Source organism: Paracoccus methylarcula (assembly GCF_003007735.2).
Classification (GTDB): Bacteria; Pseudomonadota; Alphaproteobacteria; order Rhodobacterales; family Rhodobacteraceae; genus Paracoccus; species Paracoccus methylarcula.
Map to the genome: position 1 here is coordinate 64848 of NZ_PXNQ02000004.1, position 15916 is coordinate 80763.

The 15916-nt window shown below is 62.6% G+C and carries 13 protein-coding genes and 1 pseudogene; 1 reads left to right on the forward strand and 13 read right to left on the reverse strand.

Annotated features, from left to right (window positions below):
• Positions 1-24: 24 nt before the first annotated feature.
• Both A7A09_RS07700 and A7A09_RS07705 read right to left on the reverse strand, forming a co-directional pair.
• On the reverse strand, positions 25-603 hold the full coding sequence (locus A7A09_RS07700; RefSeq protein WP_106690856.1) for a TRAP transporter small permease subunit: 579 nt from the start codon (positions 601-603) through the stop codon (positions 25-27).
• Between the two features lie 52 nt (positions 604-655).
• A complete protein-coding gene (locus A7A09_RS07705; RefSeq protein WP_106690857.1) occupies positions 656-1801 on the reverse strand; it encodes a TRAP transporter substrate-binding protein in 1146 nt (381 codons plus the stop codon).
• 297 nt (positions 1802-2098) lie between these two features.
• Between A7A09_RS07705 and A7A09_RS07710 the strand changes: the two genes are divergently transcribed.
• On the forward strand, positions 2099-2338 hold the full coding sequence (locus A7A09_RS07710) for a hypothetical protein (RefSeq protein WP_106690858.1): 240 nt from the start codon (positions 2099-2101) through the stop codon (positions 2336-2338).
• 127 nt (positions 2339-2465) lie between these two features.
• Here A7A09_RS07710 and argC read toward each other — a convergent pair whose 3' ends face one another.
• The 11 genes and pseudogenes from argC to A7A09_RS07765 form a co-directional block, all read right to left on the reverse strand.
• Positions 2466-3383 (reverse strand): N-acetyl-gamma-glutamyl-phosphate reductase, encoded by a 918-nt coding sequence (gene argC, locus A7A09_RS07715; RefSeq protein ID WP_106690859.1) that lies wholly within the window; start codon positions 3381-3383, stop codon positions 2466-2468.
• Between the two features lie 67 nt (positions 3384-3450).
• Positions 3451-3780 (reverse strand): DUF779 domain-containing protein, encoded by a 330-nt coding sequence (locus A7A09_RS07720; RefSeq protein ID WP_106690860.1) that lies wholly within the window; start codon positions 3778-3780, stop codon positions 3451-3453.
• A gap of 174 nt (positions 3781-3954) precedes the next feature.
• Positions 3955-4866 carry a carbohydrate kinase family protein gene (locus tag A7A09_RS07725; RefSeq protein WP_106690861.1) on the reverse strand — a complete coding sequence of 304 codons (912 nt, stop codon included), beginning with the start codon at positions 4864-4866 and terminating at the stop codon, positions 3955-3957.
• 15 nt (positions 4867-4881) lie between these two features.
• The gene (locus A7A09_RS07730; RefSeq protein WP_106690862.1) at positions 4882-6153 is read right to left on the reverse strand and encodes a TFIIB-type zinc ribbon-containing protein; all 1272 of its coding nucleotides are present in this window, start codon (positions 6151-6153) and stop codon (positions 4882-4884) included.
• Positions 6154-6159: 6 nt separating this feature from the next.
• A complete protein-coding gene (locus tag A7A09_RS07735; RefSeq protein WP_106691053.1) occupies positions 6160-7293 on the reverse strand; it encodes an SPFH domain-containing protein in 1134 nt (377 codons plus the stop codon).
• Positions 7294-7410: 117 nt separating this feature from the next.
• Positions 7411-8382 carry a DUF2927 domain-containing protein gene (locus A7A09_RS07740; protein WP_245999217.1) on the reverse strand — a complete coding sequence of 324 codons (972 nt, stop codon included), beginning with the start codon at positions 8380-8382 and terminating at the stop codon, positions 7411-7413.
• 65 nt (positions 8383-8447) lie between these two features.
• The gene (locus tag A7A09_RS07745; protein ID WP_106691055.1) at positions 8448-9641 is read right to left on the reverse strand and encodes a toxic anion resistance protein; all 1194 of its coding nucleotides are present in this window, start codon (positions 9639-9641) and stop codon (positions 8448-8450) included.
• Between the two features lie 159 nt (positions 9642-9800).
• Positions 9801-11987, reverse strand: a complete 2187-nt coding sequence (locus A7A09_RS07750; RefSeq protein WP_106690863.1) for a 3-hydroxyacyl-CoA dehydrogenase NAD-binding domain-containing protein — start codon at positions 11985-11987, stop codon at positions 9801-9803.
• Positions 11988-12001: 14 nt separating this feature from the next.
• Positions 12002-13212: pseudogene (locus A7A09_RS07755) on the reverse strand (acetyl-CoA C-acetyltransferase).
• A gap of 21 nt (positions 13213-13233) precedes the next feature.
• Complete coding sequence (locus A7A09_RS07760) at positions 13234-13860, reverse strand: glutathione S-transferase family protein (RefSeq protein ID WP_106690864.1); 627 nt, start codon at positions 13858-13860, stop codon at positions 13234-13236.
• Between the two features lie 278 nt (positions 13861-14138).
• Entirely contained in the window at positions 14139-15914 is a 1776-nt protein-coding gene (locus A7A09_RS07765) for an acyl-CoA dehydrogenase C-terminal domain-containing protein (RefSeq protein ID WP_106690865.1), read from the reverse strand.
• Between the last annotated feature and the right edge of the window lie 2 nt (positions 15915-15916).

The window sequence follows — 15916 nt, forward strand, 5'->3', positions numbered from 1 at the left end:
GGCAGGGTGATCGGGGATGTCGGATCAGGCATCATGGGTTTCCTGCGCCTTTTCTCGGATAAGGAGTTCCTCGGTCTCCTCGACATCCTCTTCGGCGAGATACCAAACCCCGTCCCGCAGCGCGAGGATGCAGCGCAGGACCTGGGCGATGCCCTGGATGAAGAGCAGGATTCCGGCTACGACCAGCACCGTCTTGAACTGGAAGATCGGCACGCCCGCAGGGCTGTTCACGCTGACCTCGCCATATCTCCAACCGCGGGCGGCATATTTCCAGCCCGAGAAGATCAGCGCCGTGACGCCCGGAAAGAAGAACAGCAGATACAGCACCAGATCGACCCCGGCCTGTACCCGGACCGGCCACATCCGATACAGGAAATCGCCCCGCACATGGCCGCCGCGCGACAGCGTATAGGCGCCGCCCATCATGAACAGCGTACCATACATGATGAAGGAAACATCCAGCGACCACGAGGTCGGCGCGTTGAAGATATAGCGGACGACGACCTCGTAGCTGACCCCGATGGTCATCAGCATGACCAGCCAGCCGAATGTCTTGCCGAACCATGCCGACAGGTTATCGGCAAAGCGCATGAAGGCGAACATGGGATTCCTCGCATTGCGGACCGCCCCGGCCCTTCAGCCGGGGCGGCAAGGCTCAGAGCTTCAACTCGCCCGGGAAGAAATGCTCGTAGGCGAGCGCATAATCGGGCTTGTCCATCAGTTCGTAATAGGTCGTCCGCTTGACCCATTCACGCTGGCTGTCCATCACCTTCTTGATGAACGGATCCTCTTCCAGCGTGGTGATCATCTCGGACCACGCCTCAAGCTGGGCCTGAAGGATGGGCTGCGGCGTCTTCTGGACCGAGACCCCGTCCTCGTCGCGCAGTTTCAGCAGGTCGGCCGAGTAATTGTCCAGCGCATAGGCGGTGTTATAGGTCGACACGGCCTCGACCGCATGTTCCATGATCGCGCGCAGATCGGGTTCCAGATCCTCCATCACATCCCGGTTGAACAGGAACTCGAAGGCTTCGGAAGCCTGGTGATAGGAGCCGAGGTAATAGTTCTTGGCCACGTCCTGCGCCCCGAAACGGCGGTCCGAGGACGGGTTGTTGAACTCGAAGGCGTCGATCACGCCACGCTCCATCGCCGGGACGATCTCGCCGCCGGGCAATTGCGCGACGGACATGCCCATGGATTGCAGCAGGTCGGCGGCAAGGCCGACAGTGCGGTATTTCATCCCCTGGATGTCCTCGACCCCGGCGATCGGGTTCTTGAACCAGCCGAATGGCTGCGCGGGCATCGGGAAAGCCATCAGCCCGACGACATTCAACCCCATCTCGTCCTGTGTCAGCTCGCGATACAATTCGCGGCCGCCGCCCTGCCAGAACCAGCTGAGCATATTGGTGGGATCGCCGCCGAAGACCGGGCCGGTGCCGAACAGCGATGCGGCCTTGTGCTTGCCGTACCAGTAGGCCGAAACCGAATGGGCGATGTCGATCACCCCGTCGCTGACCCCGTCCATCACCTGGAACGCGCCCACGACGGCGCCCGCGGGCAGCAGGTCGATCTTGATCCGCCCGCCGGACATGGCCTCGACCCGGTCCACATATTGCTGCGCCATCGTCTGCCAGATATCCGAGGCCGGCCAGCTTGTCTGCATCTTCAGCGTCAGCGGCGACTGCGCAAGAACGGCCGGAGCCGCGACAAGCGTGCTGGCGGCCGCTCCGCCCGCGATGGCGCCTCCGCGGCGCAGGAACGAACGGCGTGAGACATCCTGGGTTGCCGGTACATGTTTGGTCATTTTTCCTCCCCCTGTTGCTACGGACAAGGTCCAAGCATGGCTGACACTGTCCAAATAATTGGGTTTTGATGCAAGGAAATGTTGGTATCCGGCGGGGCCTTGCGTTCCGGATCATTCGGGAACCGGCGGGATTGTGAAGGTTTTTCAGTCTATTGCGCGATTTTCAACTCATGAGGATTGGCCTGGCCCGCGAACCGGAACCCTGTCCAAAAGAACAGGGGTGTTCCGCGGTAAAATCCTTGACTCATCCAATTCATCTGTTGTCGTATTTGCCCACGTTATATGGGGTAATTTGGAATGAGAAAACTTTCTTTCGCCGTTGTCGGCATCGCGGCACTGTCAGCTTGCAGCATCGATCCCAAGCAGTGGGAGACCGAACCGGTTACTGTCGAGACACCGAATGGCCGGGTGGTCTGTCAGCTTTATTCGCCCGATATCGTGCGTTGGGATCGTGCGATCGAACGCCCGGAGAACATGTCGGTCAAAACCGCCGATGCCTATTGCCATAACGAGGGTGTGAAACAGCAGGGCATGTAATACGCGGTTAACCCTCCGCCTCATGGCGAGGGGAGCGCAACCGTTTCCGTTTTCAGGTTGAAACGGCTATTTATCATTCATGGACCACGCGATCTTTTCAAGACCGCGCGGTCTTTTTTCCTGGCGGCTACAGCCCGATCGTCTCATCCAGCCCCAGCATGATGTTGAGGTTCTGCACCGAGGCGCCGGACGCGCCCTTGCCCAGATTGTCCAACACGGCCACGATCGTTGCGCAGCCGGTGTCCTGGTCCCCCTGAACCGAGATATGCATCATGTTGGTGCCGTTCAGCGCCGTCGGCACGATCCGCGCCCCGGGTTCTCCAAGATCCAGGACATGGACGAAATGCTCACCCGCGTAATGGGCCGCCAACGCGTCATGCAAGGCCGGGATGCTGCGGCGCCGATCCAGACGCAGCGGCAACTGCACCGCCATGCCCTGAGCGAAATTGCCGACCGAGGGCGCGAAGATCGGCTGTACGGTCAATCCGCCCTGCTGAACGATCTCGGGGATATGCTTGTGATTCTGGTTCAGCCCGTAGACGAAATGTGCCGGAGCCTCGCCGGTCTCGTATTCCGCGATCAAGTTCTTGCCGCCACCGGTAAAGCCCGAGACCGCATTGATCGACAGCGCCTCGTCCGGCGCGATCAGCCCGGCGGCAACCAGCGGGGCGATCATCGCGATGGAGCCGGTCGAATAGCAGCCCGGGTTGCTGACGAAACCTGCCTCGGCGATGCGTGCGCGATTGTCCTTGTTCAGTTCGGGAAAACCGAAAACCCATGCCTTGTCGACACGATGCGCCGTCGAGGCATCGATCAAGCGCACGTCCAGGCCCTCGCAGAGCCTGACCGCTTCGCGCGCCGCGTCATCGGGCAGGCACAGGATCGCGACATCGGCCCGGGCGAAAGCCTCGCGCCTTGCCTCGGCATCCTTCCGGCGCTCCGGATCGATCTGGATCAATCGGATATCTTCACGCGCTTCCAGGCGCTCGCGGATCTGCAGACCCGTCGTGCCGGCTTCGCCATCGATGAAGATATGATACGCCATTCTTGGACCTCCGAAGGAATGTTCCGCTTATAGGCGTATCCCGGCGGCATCACAATCGGGGGACAAATCAGATCGAGCAGATTTCCGAACGGGTGAGAAACCGCTTTTCGCGCCCGTTATCAAGGCTGAACATCCCGCCCCGCCCCGGCACGACATCGATGATCAGGTCGGTATGCTTCCAGGCCTCGTATTGGCTGGCCGAGATATAGAAAGGTGCCCCTCCGATCTCGCCCAGTTTCACATCCCGTTCGCTGAGCTTGAAATCGCTCTGCGGATAGCACATCGGCGACGACCCGTCGCAGCAACCGCCCGATTGATGGAACAGGACGGGGCCGTGATCCGCAACGATTTCGTCAATCAACTCCAACGCTTCCCGGGTCGCGGTGACAGTGGACATTTCACGCCTCCAATTTAAGTATCCGCCCGGCGTTGCGGGCGGGTTTCGGCAAATCATGCAGGCTCGGCACCTGTGTGACCTCATTCTGCATGATCCGGGCAGAATTTTACAGAGATTCCGATGGCGTGAATTGAAGCCGGGTGTTTTCCTGCAAGAAATACCGAAGTATCGGGGTCAAGCGGGCATTTCATGTGCCCAGGGTGGATTCGCACCGGGACGCGACACGGTGATGGCGGCGGCTTGCGCGCCCAGGGTCAGGGCGGCATGGATCTGTTCGCCGGTGATCCCGGCGATTCCATTCTTGCTCAACACGCCCTGACGTCTCAGGCTGGCCAGCACGCCGGCGTTGAACGTGTCGCCCGCGCCGATCGTATCGGCGACATCGGTGCGAATGGCCGGGGCGCTAACAGTTTCGCCCGACCACAAGGCGCGGGCACCAGAGGCGCCGCCGGTCAGCAGGACAATCCTCGGGCCCAGTTCCAGCACCTTGCGGGCCGCATCCTCGGGGGCGAGTCCGGGATGCAGCCATTCGAGGTCGTCGGTCGAGAGCTTGACGATATCGGCCTGTGGCAGGATGCGATGCAGGCGGGCGCGGAAAGCATCCGCGTCGGAGATGAAGAAGGGCCGGATATTCGGATCGATCATGACCGGCAGGCGGTCATGGTTGCGCTCGATCAGGGTCTCGACGGCCGCGCCGCAGGGATCGGGCACAAGGCTGATGCCGCCTGCGAAGATCGCCTCGATCCGGTCTGGCAGGGTGGGGATGTCATCCGGCGACAGCATCCGGCCCGCCGAGCCCTCGTCATAGAAGGAATAGACCGCATCGCCATCGCTCAGCGTCACCAGTGCGAGGGTGGTCAGCCGGTCCGAGCGGGGACAAAGGCCGGTATCGACCCCGGCCTCGGTCAGCGGGGCCAACAGCAACTCGCCGAAAGGATCGCGGCTGATAGGCCAGAGATAGCCGGTCGGTGTCCCAAGGCGGCCCAGGGCGATTGCCGTGTTATACACGGCTCCGCCCGCGAGGGGCCGGAATGTGTCGCCCTCCGGCACCATGTCGATCAATGATTCACCCGAACACAGGATCATGGTCGCGTCCTCCCGCTATGCGCCGCCAATGGCAAAATTCCCGCCCGGAGCCATCCCATCCGGCAATAGCCCTCCGCCAAGCTGGATATAACCTCCGGCATCGGCGAAATACAGGAAAACCGCTAGCGCCACCAGAGCGGCGATGATGGCGGCGGCGATTTTCCAGATCGACCAGGGGCGTTCACCCTGCACCCGGCCCGACTGCCCGTTGACAAGGAACCGATAGCTTTTGCCGTTATACTTGTAGGCTGCGGCCCAGATCGGCAAAAGAACATGCTTGAAACTTTCGCCGCTGTAGTCGGTCTGGATCTGCGTCACCCGCTGCTCGTCCCCGCCGATGTCGTGGCGGGCGTCGTTCAGGATCACCCCGGCCATTTCCTGCCGCGCGATCCGGTGACCGTCGGCAAGCGGGACGGTGTATCCCTGGGCTCCGAATCCGGCGAGATAGTCGGGGCGATACGGCACCAGATGCGACAGGTCCCAAGGTGCCAGCCCATCCGAGAACTGCCGCGGCAGAGAGGCAGAGGCCAGCACCAGCACATCGTTGAAATCGCGGGAGACCCGGCCCGACACGTGACGCCAGCGGATACGCCTGACCTGCCTGGCAACGCGCTGACGGCGGCCATTCACCTCTTGCGTGACATATACGGTCTCGTAATAGGCATCGCCTCGCTGCCCGGAATAGGCCGAGCGGGTGCGGGCGTCAAAGGTCCAGAAGGGCGAATAGACGCCGCTCATCCGCCGCCCCCGCCGCGCATAGGACAGCAGACCGGAGGGCGCGAACCAAAGGCGCCCCAGCCAGTCCTCCATCGCCTTGCGGGCCTGTTCCTCGGTCAGCTTGAATGGCAGCACGCCCTGTGGCTTGATATGGCGGGTGGTGCCGGTATCGATGACGACAGGGGTGGCGCAGAATGGGCAGGCGCCGGCATGGCTGCCGCCGTCGAACTGCATCTGCGCGCCGCAATTGGGGCAGGAGGTGGTGCCAATCTCTTCGGCGACATCCGAAGCTGCATCGAGCCGGAACCCCTTCTCCAACGGGATTTCGGTTAATTGCGGCGCCTTGTGCCCCGCATCCCATTGCAGGGCCTGCCTCGTCGGAGCAATTATCGGGATCGCGCTTCCGGTCCCGCCCTGATGCTGGTGGGCGGATGCGGGCGCCGGATTGTCAAGAATGTCCTGCCGATGGCCGCAATAGTCGCAGACCAGTTGCTGCTGGCCCGGCTGGAAGCGCAGGCTGGCACCGCATTGCTCGCAGGGATAGCGATGCTCGGTCGAGGATGTCGGCATGGGCGGTCAGCGCGGCAGGGGTGGAGGCAGCGTGGTGAACAATTGCGCGAGTTCCGGGATGTCTTCGGCCTTCAGCCAGCCATCCTGTCCCTGTGTCCAGACCAGCGTTTCGCGGGTAAAGCTGCCATCCGTGATCATGCGCCCCAGATGGCCGCGCCCGAACGGCCCCTGCGCCTCGCCATCGATCGCTACATGCCAGACGGTTTCGGCCTGGCGGCCGGGCAGCGGGGGCGGAGTGGCCGCGGCGGAAGAAGGCGCGGGATGGGGCACCTGCCCGGCATGCGGCGCTTGCCCCCAGGGGCCTGCCATGCCCATCCCCATGGCGGCGCCCATCGCCGCCCCCATGCCCGCCCCGGCGCCTCCCGGATTGGTGCTGGCATTCATCATCGCCTCGCTGGCGGCATATTGGCCAAAGCGGTCCAGATCGCCGATGATTCCCATCGAGGTCCGCTTGTCCAGCATCTTCTCGACCTCTTGGGGCAAGCTGATATTCTCGATGTAGAATTCCGGGATGCTCAGCCCATAGGCCGCGATCACCGGCCCGATCGCCTTGGCCACCATCTTGCCCAGATCGCCGGTATTCGCGGCCATATCAAGCACCGGGAGCCCCGACCCGGCGATCATGCGCGAGAATTCCTGCACGATCACGTTGCGGATCTGGAAGGTGATTTCATCACTGGTGAATTCGCCATCCGTGCCAACGATTTCCGACATGAAAAGCGCCGGATCCGAGACGCGCATCGAATAGGTGCCGAAGGCGCGCAGGCGGATCGGGCCGAATTCAGGGTCGCGGGCGATGATCGGGTTCTTGGTGCCCCATTTGAGATTGTTGAAGCGGGTGGTGTTGACGAAGTAGATTTCCGATTTGAACGGGCTGCGGAAGCCGTGATCCCAATGCTGCAGCCGGGTCATGATCGGCAGGTTGTTGGTCTCCAGCATGTAGAGACCGGGCTTGAACACATCGGCCAATTGCCCTTCATGGATGAAGACGGCCGCCTGTCCTTCGCGCACGGTCAGCTTGGCGCCGTATTTGATCGCACGCCCGACCGTGTCGAAGCGCCAGACCATGGTGTCATGCGTGTCGTCGGTCCATTCGATGATCTCGATGAACTCGCCGCCGAGAATGTCGAAGATGCTCATGCCGTCCTCCGTCAGAGACCGATAGCCCGGATCGTCCATGGCCATCCTTGCCCGACTTTTCGCACAGGATGGTAACGGGATCCATTCATTGCTGGCCGATCCGCCCGGCAGCCCGACTCAGGGCAGCAATTCCCCGGCGATTTGCCGGACGATCGGCTCGGCCTCGGCCTCTGACATGCCGGGACGAAGGCGTGGGTCGTAAAGGATTTTCAACAGCAATTCGTCGTGCCGCGTCAGCAGGGCGAATTCCTCGTCGTCGTTGAAGATCGAGGGGCGCGCCTCGGGGCTGTCATTGGCAAGGCCCATGCCCTGCGCCATTTCTTCATGGATGCAGGACAGGCGCAGGAGCGGGGGCAGTTCGGCGCGGATCACCGCGACGGCATGGGCATAGCTGGTCGAAGCGCCCTCGGAATAGGCGAAGACGGTGCAATAGATATCGGGCGACAGATCACGCAATGCCGCGACGTCCCGGACAGGGATACCCGGCGCAAGGCCGGGGAGCCGCGCACCGATCTCCCGACGCTCCTCGTCGCTCAGCACCAGGATGGTGAAATTGCCGGTACCGTCAGTCAGGGCGACGTCATGCCCGGTGATCTCTCTCAGCCGGTTGGCAAAGGCGGCGACCTCGCTCCGTATTTCTCGCTTCAAGGCGGTGTTGGATGACGGGCCGAACTCCAGATCGACATGAACCGGCTGTTGCCAGCGCCGCAACGGGGCGCTGGCGCCATCGGTATGATGCGTGCCATCGCTGCTGTATTCGTCGCGCAAGGCGATCCGGATGAAATTCCGTGCCAGTGTCTCGGCATCGATGGGCGCATCCATGGGAACCCGGTCGAGGCGCAGCCGATTACCGTCAAGCAGCTTCCGCTCGACTTCCGCGTAATAGTTCTGCTGCGTTTGGCTGATCGCGCTAACCTTGGTTGCTGCAACCCGATTAGCGGCTCGATTCCGCTCTGCCCGGGCCTCGCGAAGCTCCGCCTGGCTGGGGCCTTCGGATTCCGGAAGCTCAGGCTCGGTGACAGGGGGCGGGGCGATCCCGACCTCTTTTCCACCCTTGTCCGTGCAGCCGGCCAGTGCGAATGCAAGCATCAATGCCGGCATTGCCAGCGGATGGCACCGGGCATTGCGCAAAACCGAAGGGGACATCGTCAGCATCACGGTTCGACAGGCCGTCCGGCCGCTCCCTCCGGTTCGCCCGGGCGCTGTGCGCGGGCGGATGACAGCGCGTCGCGCAGCTCTGCCTCCATCTGGGTCAGTTCCTCTTCGGCGGCGGCCCGGCGGGCCCGGCCCTCGTCGGCGATCCGCAAGCTGTCCTCGATGGTCGAGATCAGTTCGGCATTTGCGGTGCGGACAGCCTCGATATCGAACACGCCCCGCTCGGTCTGCGTGCGGATCTGGGCATTGGCCTGGCGAAGGTTTTCCGCATTGCCGGTCAGCAGGTCATTGGTCAGGTCGCTGGCCTCCCTGACCGCATTCGCGGCCTCGGCGCTACGCTGGATGGTGACGGCCTGCGCAAGCTGCGTCTCCCATAGCGGGACCGTGTTCACCAGGGTCGAGTTGATCTTCGTCACCAGCGACTTGTCGTTCTCCTGCACCAGCCGGATCGAGGGCAGCGATTGCATCGTCACCTGCCGAGTCAGCTTGAGATCATGCACCCGGCGCTCCAGGTCGTCGCGCATGGTTTGCAGATCGCGCAGCTCCTGCGCCTCCATCACCTGATCGGATTCGGCGGTCTTGTCCAATGCGGCCCGCTTGGCGGGAATCACATCGTTATCGAGTTCGCGCAGCTTTTCCTCGCCCGCCGCGATATAAAGCGCCAATTCGTCATAGAAATTCAACGTGCGGTCATAGAGCAGATCCAGCGATTTGATATCCTTCAAAAGCTGCTGCTCGTGCCCTTCCAGATCCGTTGTCACGCGGTCGATCTGGGTCTGCACTTCTTCGTATCTGGCGGTGAATTTCGCGAAAGGTGCTGCGCGGCCCAGAAAACGCTCCCACCAACTGCGTTCGCGGCGCAGATCCAGCTCCGATGTCGAAAAGCCCCTGATCGAGGTGACGATTTCGCGCAGGCTCTCGCCCGCGGGTCCGACATCCTTGTTCTTGACATCGGCCAGCATCTTCTGGCTGATTTCCTGTAGCTGGGTCTGCGCGCCCGCGCCGAAATGGATGATCGAGCCGGAATCGTCGAGATCGATCTCGGCCATGCGCTTGCGGATTTCCCCGCTCGTGGCGGGGTCGGCACTGGTCATCTCGACCTGATCGCTGCTGGGTTCGGGCAGCACCACCGAGGTCACGTCTTCGATGTCCTTGGCAACAGCCTCGGCGCGGCGTTTCGTGTCTTCGGTCATGACAACTTCCCTTTTGACTTTGACGACCGCCCCGGCCGTTTTGCGCTGCAGCATAAGGTGATTCGGCAGGCTTTCAACAACTAGAGGGGGCGAAAATTTCGCCCCCCTTGCAGACGGGCAACGCCCGTCACCTTCCTGCTGCATCGAATTGATGCGATATTAGGCAGCCTTTGCCTGCGGTCCGAACCGGCCATAGAAGCTGTCGCCCTTGCCCGCCATGTCGCGTAGCAGATCCGGTGCCTCGAAACGGGCGCCGTGACGGTCGGTCAAGCCCTCGCAGATCTCGACTGCGCGCGCCGCGCCCAGCATGTCCAGCCAGCCGAATGGACCGCCCGACCAAGGCGCAAAGCCCCAGCCCAGGATGGCGCCGACATCGCCTTCGCGAATGTCTTCCAGCACGCCTTCCCCAAGCGCCCGAACGGCTTCGAGGGTCTGGGCGAACATCAGGCGGTGCTGAACCTCGGTCAGTTCCGGCTGCTCATCCGCCTGAGGATATTTCGCCTCCAGCCCGTCCCAAAGCTCCTGCCGCTTGCCCTTTTCGTCATAGGCATAGAAGCCGGCATTTGCCTTGCGCCCAAGGCGGCCCTCATCGGCCATCCAGAACAGCACCTCGTCAACCGTGCCATCGGGATAGGCATCGCCCATCGCGGCCTTGGTCGCCTTGGCGATCTTGACGCCCAGATCGATAGAGGTCTCATCGACCAGTTGCAGCGGACCCAGGGGCATTCCCATCATCTTGGCCGCATTCTCGACCAGCACCGGGTTGACGCCCTCGGCCACCATCCGCACGCCCTCGTTGATATAGGGAATGATGCAGCGATTGGCATAGAAGAAGCGGGCATCGTTCACCACGATCGGCGTCTTGCGGATCTGGCGCACGAAATCGAGCGCCTTGGCCACGGCACGGTCTCCGGTCTCGCGGCCCTTGATGATCTCGACCAGCAGCATCTTGTCCACGGGCGAGAAGAAATGGATGCCGATGAACTGATCGGGGCGGGCGCTTGCCTTTGCCAGATCGCTGATCGGCAGGGTCGAGGTGTTGGTGGCGAAGATCGCATCCTGCGGGATGACCGCCTCGGCTTTTTTCGTCACTTCGGCCTTGACGCCGGGATCCTCGAACACCGCCTCGACCACCAGATCGCAGCCCTCAAGCGCGGCATAATCCGTGGTGGGCAGGATGCGGCCCAGAACCTCGGCCTTTTTCTCCTCGGTGGATTTCTTGCGGCTGATCGCCTTGTCCAGCAGACCCTCCGAATAGGATTTCCCCTTTTCGGCGGACTCTTGCTTGGCGTCGATCAGCACCACTTCGATTCCGGCCATGGCGCTGACATAGGCGATACCCGCACCCATCATTCCCGCACCGAGGATGCCGACCTTCCTGACCGTCTGGTCCGGGGCTTCGGGACGGTTTGCGCCCTTCTCCAATGCTTCCTTGTTGATGAACAGGCTGCGGATCATGGCGCTGGACGAAGGGTTCATCAGGACATGGGTGAACCAGCGGGCCTCGATCTTCAGGGCCTGGTCAAAGGGCACCAGCGCGCCTTCGTAAACCGCCGAGAGCAGGGCCTTGGCGGCAGGGTAAACCCCCATCGTCTTGCCATGCACCATCGCGCTTGCGCCGACAAAGGTCATGAAACCCGCCGGATGATAGGGCGCGCCGCCGGGCATCTTGTAGCCCTTCTGGTCCCAGGGCTTGACCAGATCGGCATCCTTGGCGTTCAGCACCCATTCACGCGCGGTGGCCAGAGGATCCTCGGCCACCTCGTCGATGATCCCGGCAGCCTTGGCCTTTTTCGGATCGTTAAGCTTGCCCTCGAGCAGGAAGGGCGCGGCCATCATCGCCCCAAGCTTGCGCGCCAGCCGCGTGGTGCCGCCCCCGCCGGGAAAGATACCGACCATGATCTCGGGCAGGCCGATCTTGGCCTTCGGGTTGTTGGCGGCAAAGATGCGATGCGTGGCCAGCGGCAATTCCAGCCCGATGCCAAGCGCCGTGCCGGGCAGGGCCGCCGCGATGGGCTTGCCGCCTTTCAGCGTCTTGGGATCCATCCCGGCGCGCTCGATCTTGCGCAGCAGGTGATGCAGGGTCATGATCCCGTCGAACACGCCCTGCGCGCCGCCCTGGTCCTTCATTCCTGCAATGACATTCAGATCCATCCCGGCGGCGAAATCCTTCTTTCCGCTGGTGATGACGATGCCCTTCACCGCCTCGTCGGCAAGCGCCTCGTCGATCAGCTTGTCAAGCTCGGCCGCGCCCTCCAGCGACAGCACGTTCATGGACTTCTTCGGGACATCCCAGGTAATGACGGCAACGCCGTCCGAGTCTTTCTTGATCGTGAAATCGGTCATCTGAATGCCCTCCCTTACACGCGCTCGATGATGGTGGCGGCACCCATGCCGGATGCGATGCAGAGCGTCGCGAGCCCGATCTGCTTGTCCTGCCGTTCCAACTCGTCCAGCAATGTGCCGATGATGATTGCGCCGGTCGCGCCAAGCGGGTGGCCCATGGCGATGGAACCGCCATTGACATTGACCTTGCCGGGATCGACCTGGAAGGCTTGGCAGAAGCGCAGCACGACCGCGGCGAAGGCCTCGTTCACCTCGAACAGGTCGATATCGCCGATCGACATGCCGTGATCCTTCAGGATCTTCTCGGTGACCGGTACCGGTCCGGTCAGCATGATCGTCGGATCGGTGCCGATCTTGGCGGTCGCGCGGATGCGTGCACGGGGTTTCAGACCATGCGCCTCGCCGAATTCCTTGCTGCCCAGCAGCACGGCCGCCGCCCCGTCCACGATGCCCGAGCTGTTCCCGGCATGGTGGATATGCTCGATATGCGACAGATGCGGATATTTCAGCATCGCCACCTTGTCGAAGCCGGGCATGGACTCGCCCATCTCCTTGAAGCTGGGCTTCAGCTTGGCCAGATCATCGGTGGTCGTGCCGGGGCGCATGTATTCGTCGCGCTCCAGGATGGTCAGCCCGTTCTGGTCGGTGACCGGCACGATGGACTTGGCGAAACGGTTCTCTTCCCATGCCTTGGCCGCCCGGCGCTGCGATTCGACGGCCAGCGCATCGGCCTCTTCACGGGTGAAGCCGTATTCCGTGGCGATGATGTCGGCGCTGATCCCCTGCGGCACGAAATAGGTCCTGAGCGCAAGGCTGGGATCGACGGCGATCGCGGCGCCGTCGCTGCCCATGGCCACGCGCCCATCATCTCGACACCGCCGGCGATATAGCCCTGGCCCGCACCTCCCCTGATCTGGTTCGCGGCGAGGTTCACGGCCTCCATTCCGCTGGCGCAGAAACGGTTGATCGCGAGCCCGGGAATGGACTCATCGAGATCCGAGGCCAGCACCGCCGAGCGTGCAAGGCAACCGCCCTGTTCCTTGACCTGGGTGACATTCCCCCAGATCACGTCCTCGACGGCATGGCCTTCCAGCCCGTTGCGCTCCTTGACGGCATTGAGCAGCCGCGCCGACAATGCCAGCGAGGTCACTTCGTGCAGGCTGCCATCCGGGCGGCCCTTGCCCCGCGGCGTGCGCGCGGCGTCGTAGATATAGGCTTCAGACATGCGTCCTCCTGTGGTGTTCGGTCAAGCCCGGTCCGAGGGGTTGCCGGGCATCAGGTCATAGGGATGTTTCCAGCCGGGCAGGGCGCTGATAGCGTCCAGCCATCGGTCGATATGCGGCCAGTCCTTGCGATCGAAACCGAAGGGCTCGGGATAGAACAGGTAGCCGCAGCAGGCGAAATCGGCGATGGTGGGGCTGCTGTCCGCCACCCAGTCCCGCCCTGCCAGGTGATCGTCCAGCACCTTGTAGGTGGCTTTCAGGCGTCCCTGCAGAAAGGCGATGGCTTCCTGCGGGCGCTTTTCCTCGGGCAGGAAATTCATCAGGAAGCGCGTCGCACCGGCCTGTCCCGACAGCTTGTGATTGTCGAACATCAGCCAACGCAGCGTCTCGTTGCGATCGGATCCGAGGAATTTCCCGGTCCGCTCGGCGATATGAAGCTGGATCACCGCCGATTGCGTCAGGGTCAATTCGCCCTTGCGAAAGACCGGCACCTCGCCCATCTCGTTGATCTCCCGGAACCCGGGGCTGCGCGCCTCGCCGTTGAAGAAATCGACATAGACGGGCGACCAGTCGTAACCCGCCAGCTCCATGGTCAGCGCCGCCTTGTAGGCATTGCCGGATTCGCCAAAGCACCAGAGTTGGGCGGTCATCTCTTTCCTCCTAGATGCCGGGGGCTTTGCGCCCCCGGACCCCCGCAAGGTATTTGCACAAAGAAGAAGGGGGCGTGTTAAGGTTAATGCAACGCTTTCATGTCAGAGTCCCCGGTGCGGTACAGGCTGAGGAGCCGATGACCGCCAAAGGAGAAGTCGTCCCGGTCTGTGGGCCGATAACGCCCGACCCGTCGTGAGGCGGGAGAGGCCGGGACGCAGCCTTGTGCTTCTTCTTTGCACAAATACCTGTTCCGGCCTTGCCCATCTTTGCCACCGCTTCAGAATGCTTCCGCATCAAGGGCCATCACCGGATCGGCGCCGGACTGGATGCGGGCCAAGTGCGTGGCGGTCATCGGCAGTTGACGCTTCATGTAGTAGCGGCCGGTGGCGAGCTTCGTCTCGAGATATTCCTTGTCGCCATCACCCGCGCCCAGGGCGGTCTGTGCGGCCACCGCCATCTGCGCCCACATGAAGCCAAGCGTGACATGCCCGAAGAGATGCATGAAGTCATAGGAGCCCGACAGGGCGTCATTCGGGTTCTTCATGCCGCGTTCCATGAAGAACATGCCGGCTGTCTGCAGATCCTTCGAGGCGGCTTTCAACGGCTCGACGAAATCACCGGCGAGGGCTTCGTTCCCACCATGCTCCTTGCAGAAGGATTTTACCATCTCGAAGAAGCCCATGACATGCTTGCCGCCGTCCTGCGCCAGCTTGCGGCCGACAAGGTCCAGCGCCTGCACGCCATTCGCACCCTCGTAGATCATGGTGATGCGGGCATCGCGGACGAACTGGCTCATGCCCTGCTCCTCGATATAGCCGTGCCCGCCATAGACCTGTTGCGCCAGCACCGCCGATTCGAAGCCCTTGTCGGTCAGGAAGCCCTTGATGACCGGCGTCAGCAGCGAGATCAGCCCTTCGGCCTCGGCATCGCCCTGGTGACCGCGATCGATCATATGCGCGCCCCACAGCGCCAGCATCCTTGCGCCTTCGAGGAAGGATTTCTGGTCCATCAGGCTGCGCCGGATATCGGGATGCACGATGAGCGGATCGGCGGGGCCCGAGGGGTTCTCGGCCCCGGTCACGGCACGGCCCTGCAGCCGTTCGCGGGCATATTCGACGGCGTTCTGATAGGCGGGCACCGCGCAGGCATAGCCCTGCAGCCCGACACCCATGCGGGCTTCGTTCATCATGGTGAACATGGCGCGCATACCCTTGTGCAACTCGCCCAGCAGCCAGCCCCTGGCACCGTCGTAATTCATCACGCAGGTCGAATTGCCGTGGATGCCCATCTTCTCTTCGAGATTGCCGACCGAGACCGCGTTCCGTTCGCCCGGTGAGCCGTCCTCGTTCACCAGGAGTTTCGGCACGATGAAAAGCGAGATGCCCTTGGTGCCCTCGCCCCCGCCCGGAGCCTTGGCCAGCACCAGGTGGATGACGTTTTCCGACAGGTCGTGATCGCCTGCCGAGATGAAGATCTTCTGGCCGGTGATCAGGTAACTGCCATCCTCCTGCGGTTCCGCCCTGGTCCGCAGCATGCCCAGATCGGTGCCGCAATGCGGCTCGGTCAGGTTCATTGTGCCGGTCCAGTCGCAACTCACCATTTTCGGCAGGTAGGTCTGCTTCTGTTCGTCGGTGCCATGGGCGTGGATGGCGGAATAGGCGCCATGGGTCAGGCCCTGATACATGTTGAAGGCCATGTTGGCCGAGACGAACATCTCGCCCGTGGCGACGCCGAGCGTATAGGGCATGCCCTGTCCGCCATATTCGGGATCGCAGTCCAGCCCGGGCCAGCCGCCTTCCTTCATCGCCTCGAATGCCTTGTCGAAGCCTTCGGGTGTGCGCACCACGCCGTTTTCCAACGTGCAGCCCTGCCGGTCGCCGACCGTGTTCAGCGGTGCCAGCACCTCGGAGGCCAGCTTGCCCGCGGCGTCCAGCACGGCCTCGGTGAAATCGCGGTCGAGTTCATCATGGCCGGGCAGGCCGGATTGCGACAGCTTCAGCACGTCGTGGAGGGCGAACTGCATGTCGCGGATCGGGGGGGTATAGATCGGCATGG

What these genes read in the sequence shown, in the direction of transcription:
- A7A09_RS07700 (WP_106690856.1), bottom strand. Translation starts at nt 603, where the DNA reads ATGTTCGCCTTCATGCGCTTTGCCGATAACCTGTCGGCATGGTTCGGC.
- A7A09_RS07705 (WP_106690857.1), bottom strand. Translation starts at nt 1,801, where the DNA reads ATGACCAAACATGTACCGGCAACCCAGGATGTCTCACGCCGTTCGTTC.
- A7A09_RS07710 (WP_106690858.1), top strand. Translation starts at nt 2,099, where the DNA reads ATGAGAAAACTTTCTTTCGCCGTTGTCGGCATCGCGGCACTGTCAGCT.
- argC (WP_106690859.1), bottom strand. Translation starts at nt 3,383, where the DNA reads ATGGCGTATCATATCTTCATCGATGGCGAAGCCGGCACGACGGGTCTG.
- A7A09_RS07720 (WP_106690860.1), bottom strand. Translation starts at nt 3,780, where the DNA reads ATGTCCACTGTCACCGCGACCCGGGAAGCGTTGGAGTTGATTGACGAA.
- A7A09_RS07725 (WP_106690861.1), bottom strand. Translation starts at nt 4,866, where the DNA reads ATGATCCTGTGTTCGGGTGAATCATTGATCGACATGGTGCCGGAGGGC.
- A7A09_RS07730 (WP_106690862.1), bottom strand. Translation starts at nt 6,153, where the DNA reads ATGCCGACATCCTCGACCGAGCATCGCTATCCCTGCGAGCAATGCGGT.
- A7A09_RS07735 (WP_106691053.1), bottom strand. Translation starts at nt 7,293, where the DNA reads ATGAGCATCTTCGACATTCTCGGCGGCGAGTTCATCGAGATCATCGAA.
- A7A09_RS07740 (WP_245999217.1), bottom strand. Translation starts at nt 8,382, where the DNA reads ATGCTTGCATTCGCACTGGCCGGCTGCACGGACAAGGGTGGAAAAGAG.
- A7A09_RS07745 (WP_106691055.1), bottom strand. Translation starts at nt 9,641, where the DNA reads ATGACCGAAGACACGAAACGCCGCGCCGAGGCTGTTGCCAAGGACATC.
- A7A09_RS07750 (WP_106690863.1), bottom strand. Translation starts at nt 11,987, where the DNA reads ATGACCGATTTCACGATCAAGAAAGACTCGGACGGCGTTGCCGTCATT.
- A7A09_RS07760 (WP_106690864.1), bottom strand. Translation starts at nt 13,860, where the DNA reads ATGACCGCCCAACTCTGGTGCTTTGGCGAATCCGGCAATGCCTACAAG.
- A7A09_RS07765 (WP_106690865.1), bottom strand. Translation starts at nt 15,914, where the DNA reads ATGCCGATCTATACCCCCCCGATCCGCGACATGCAGTTCGCCCTCCAC.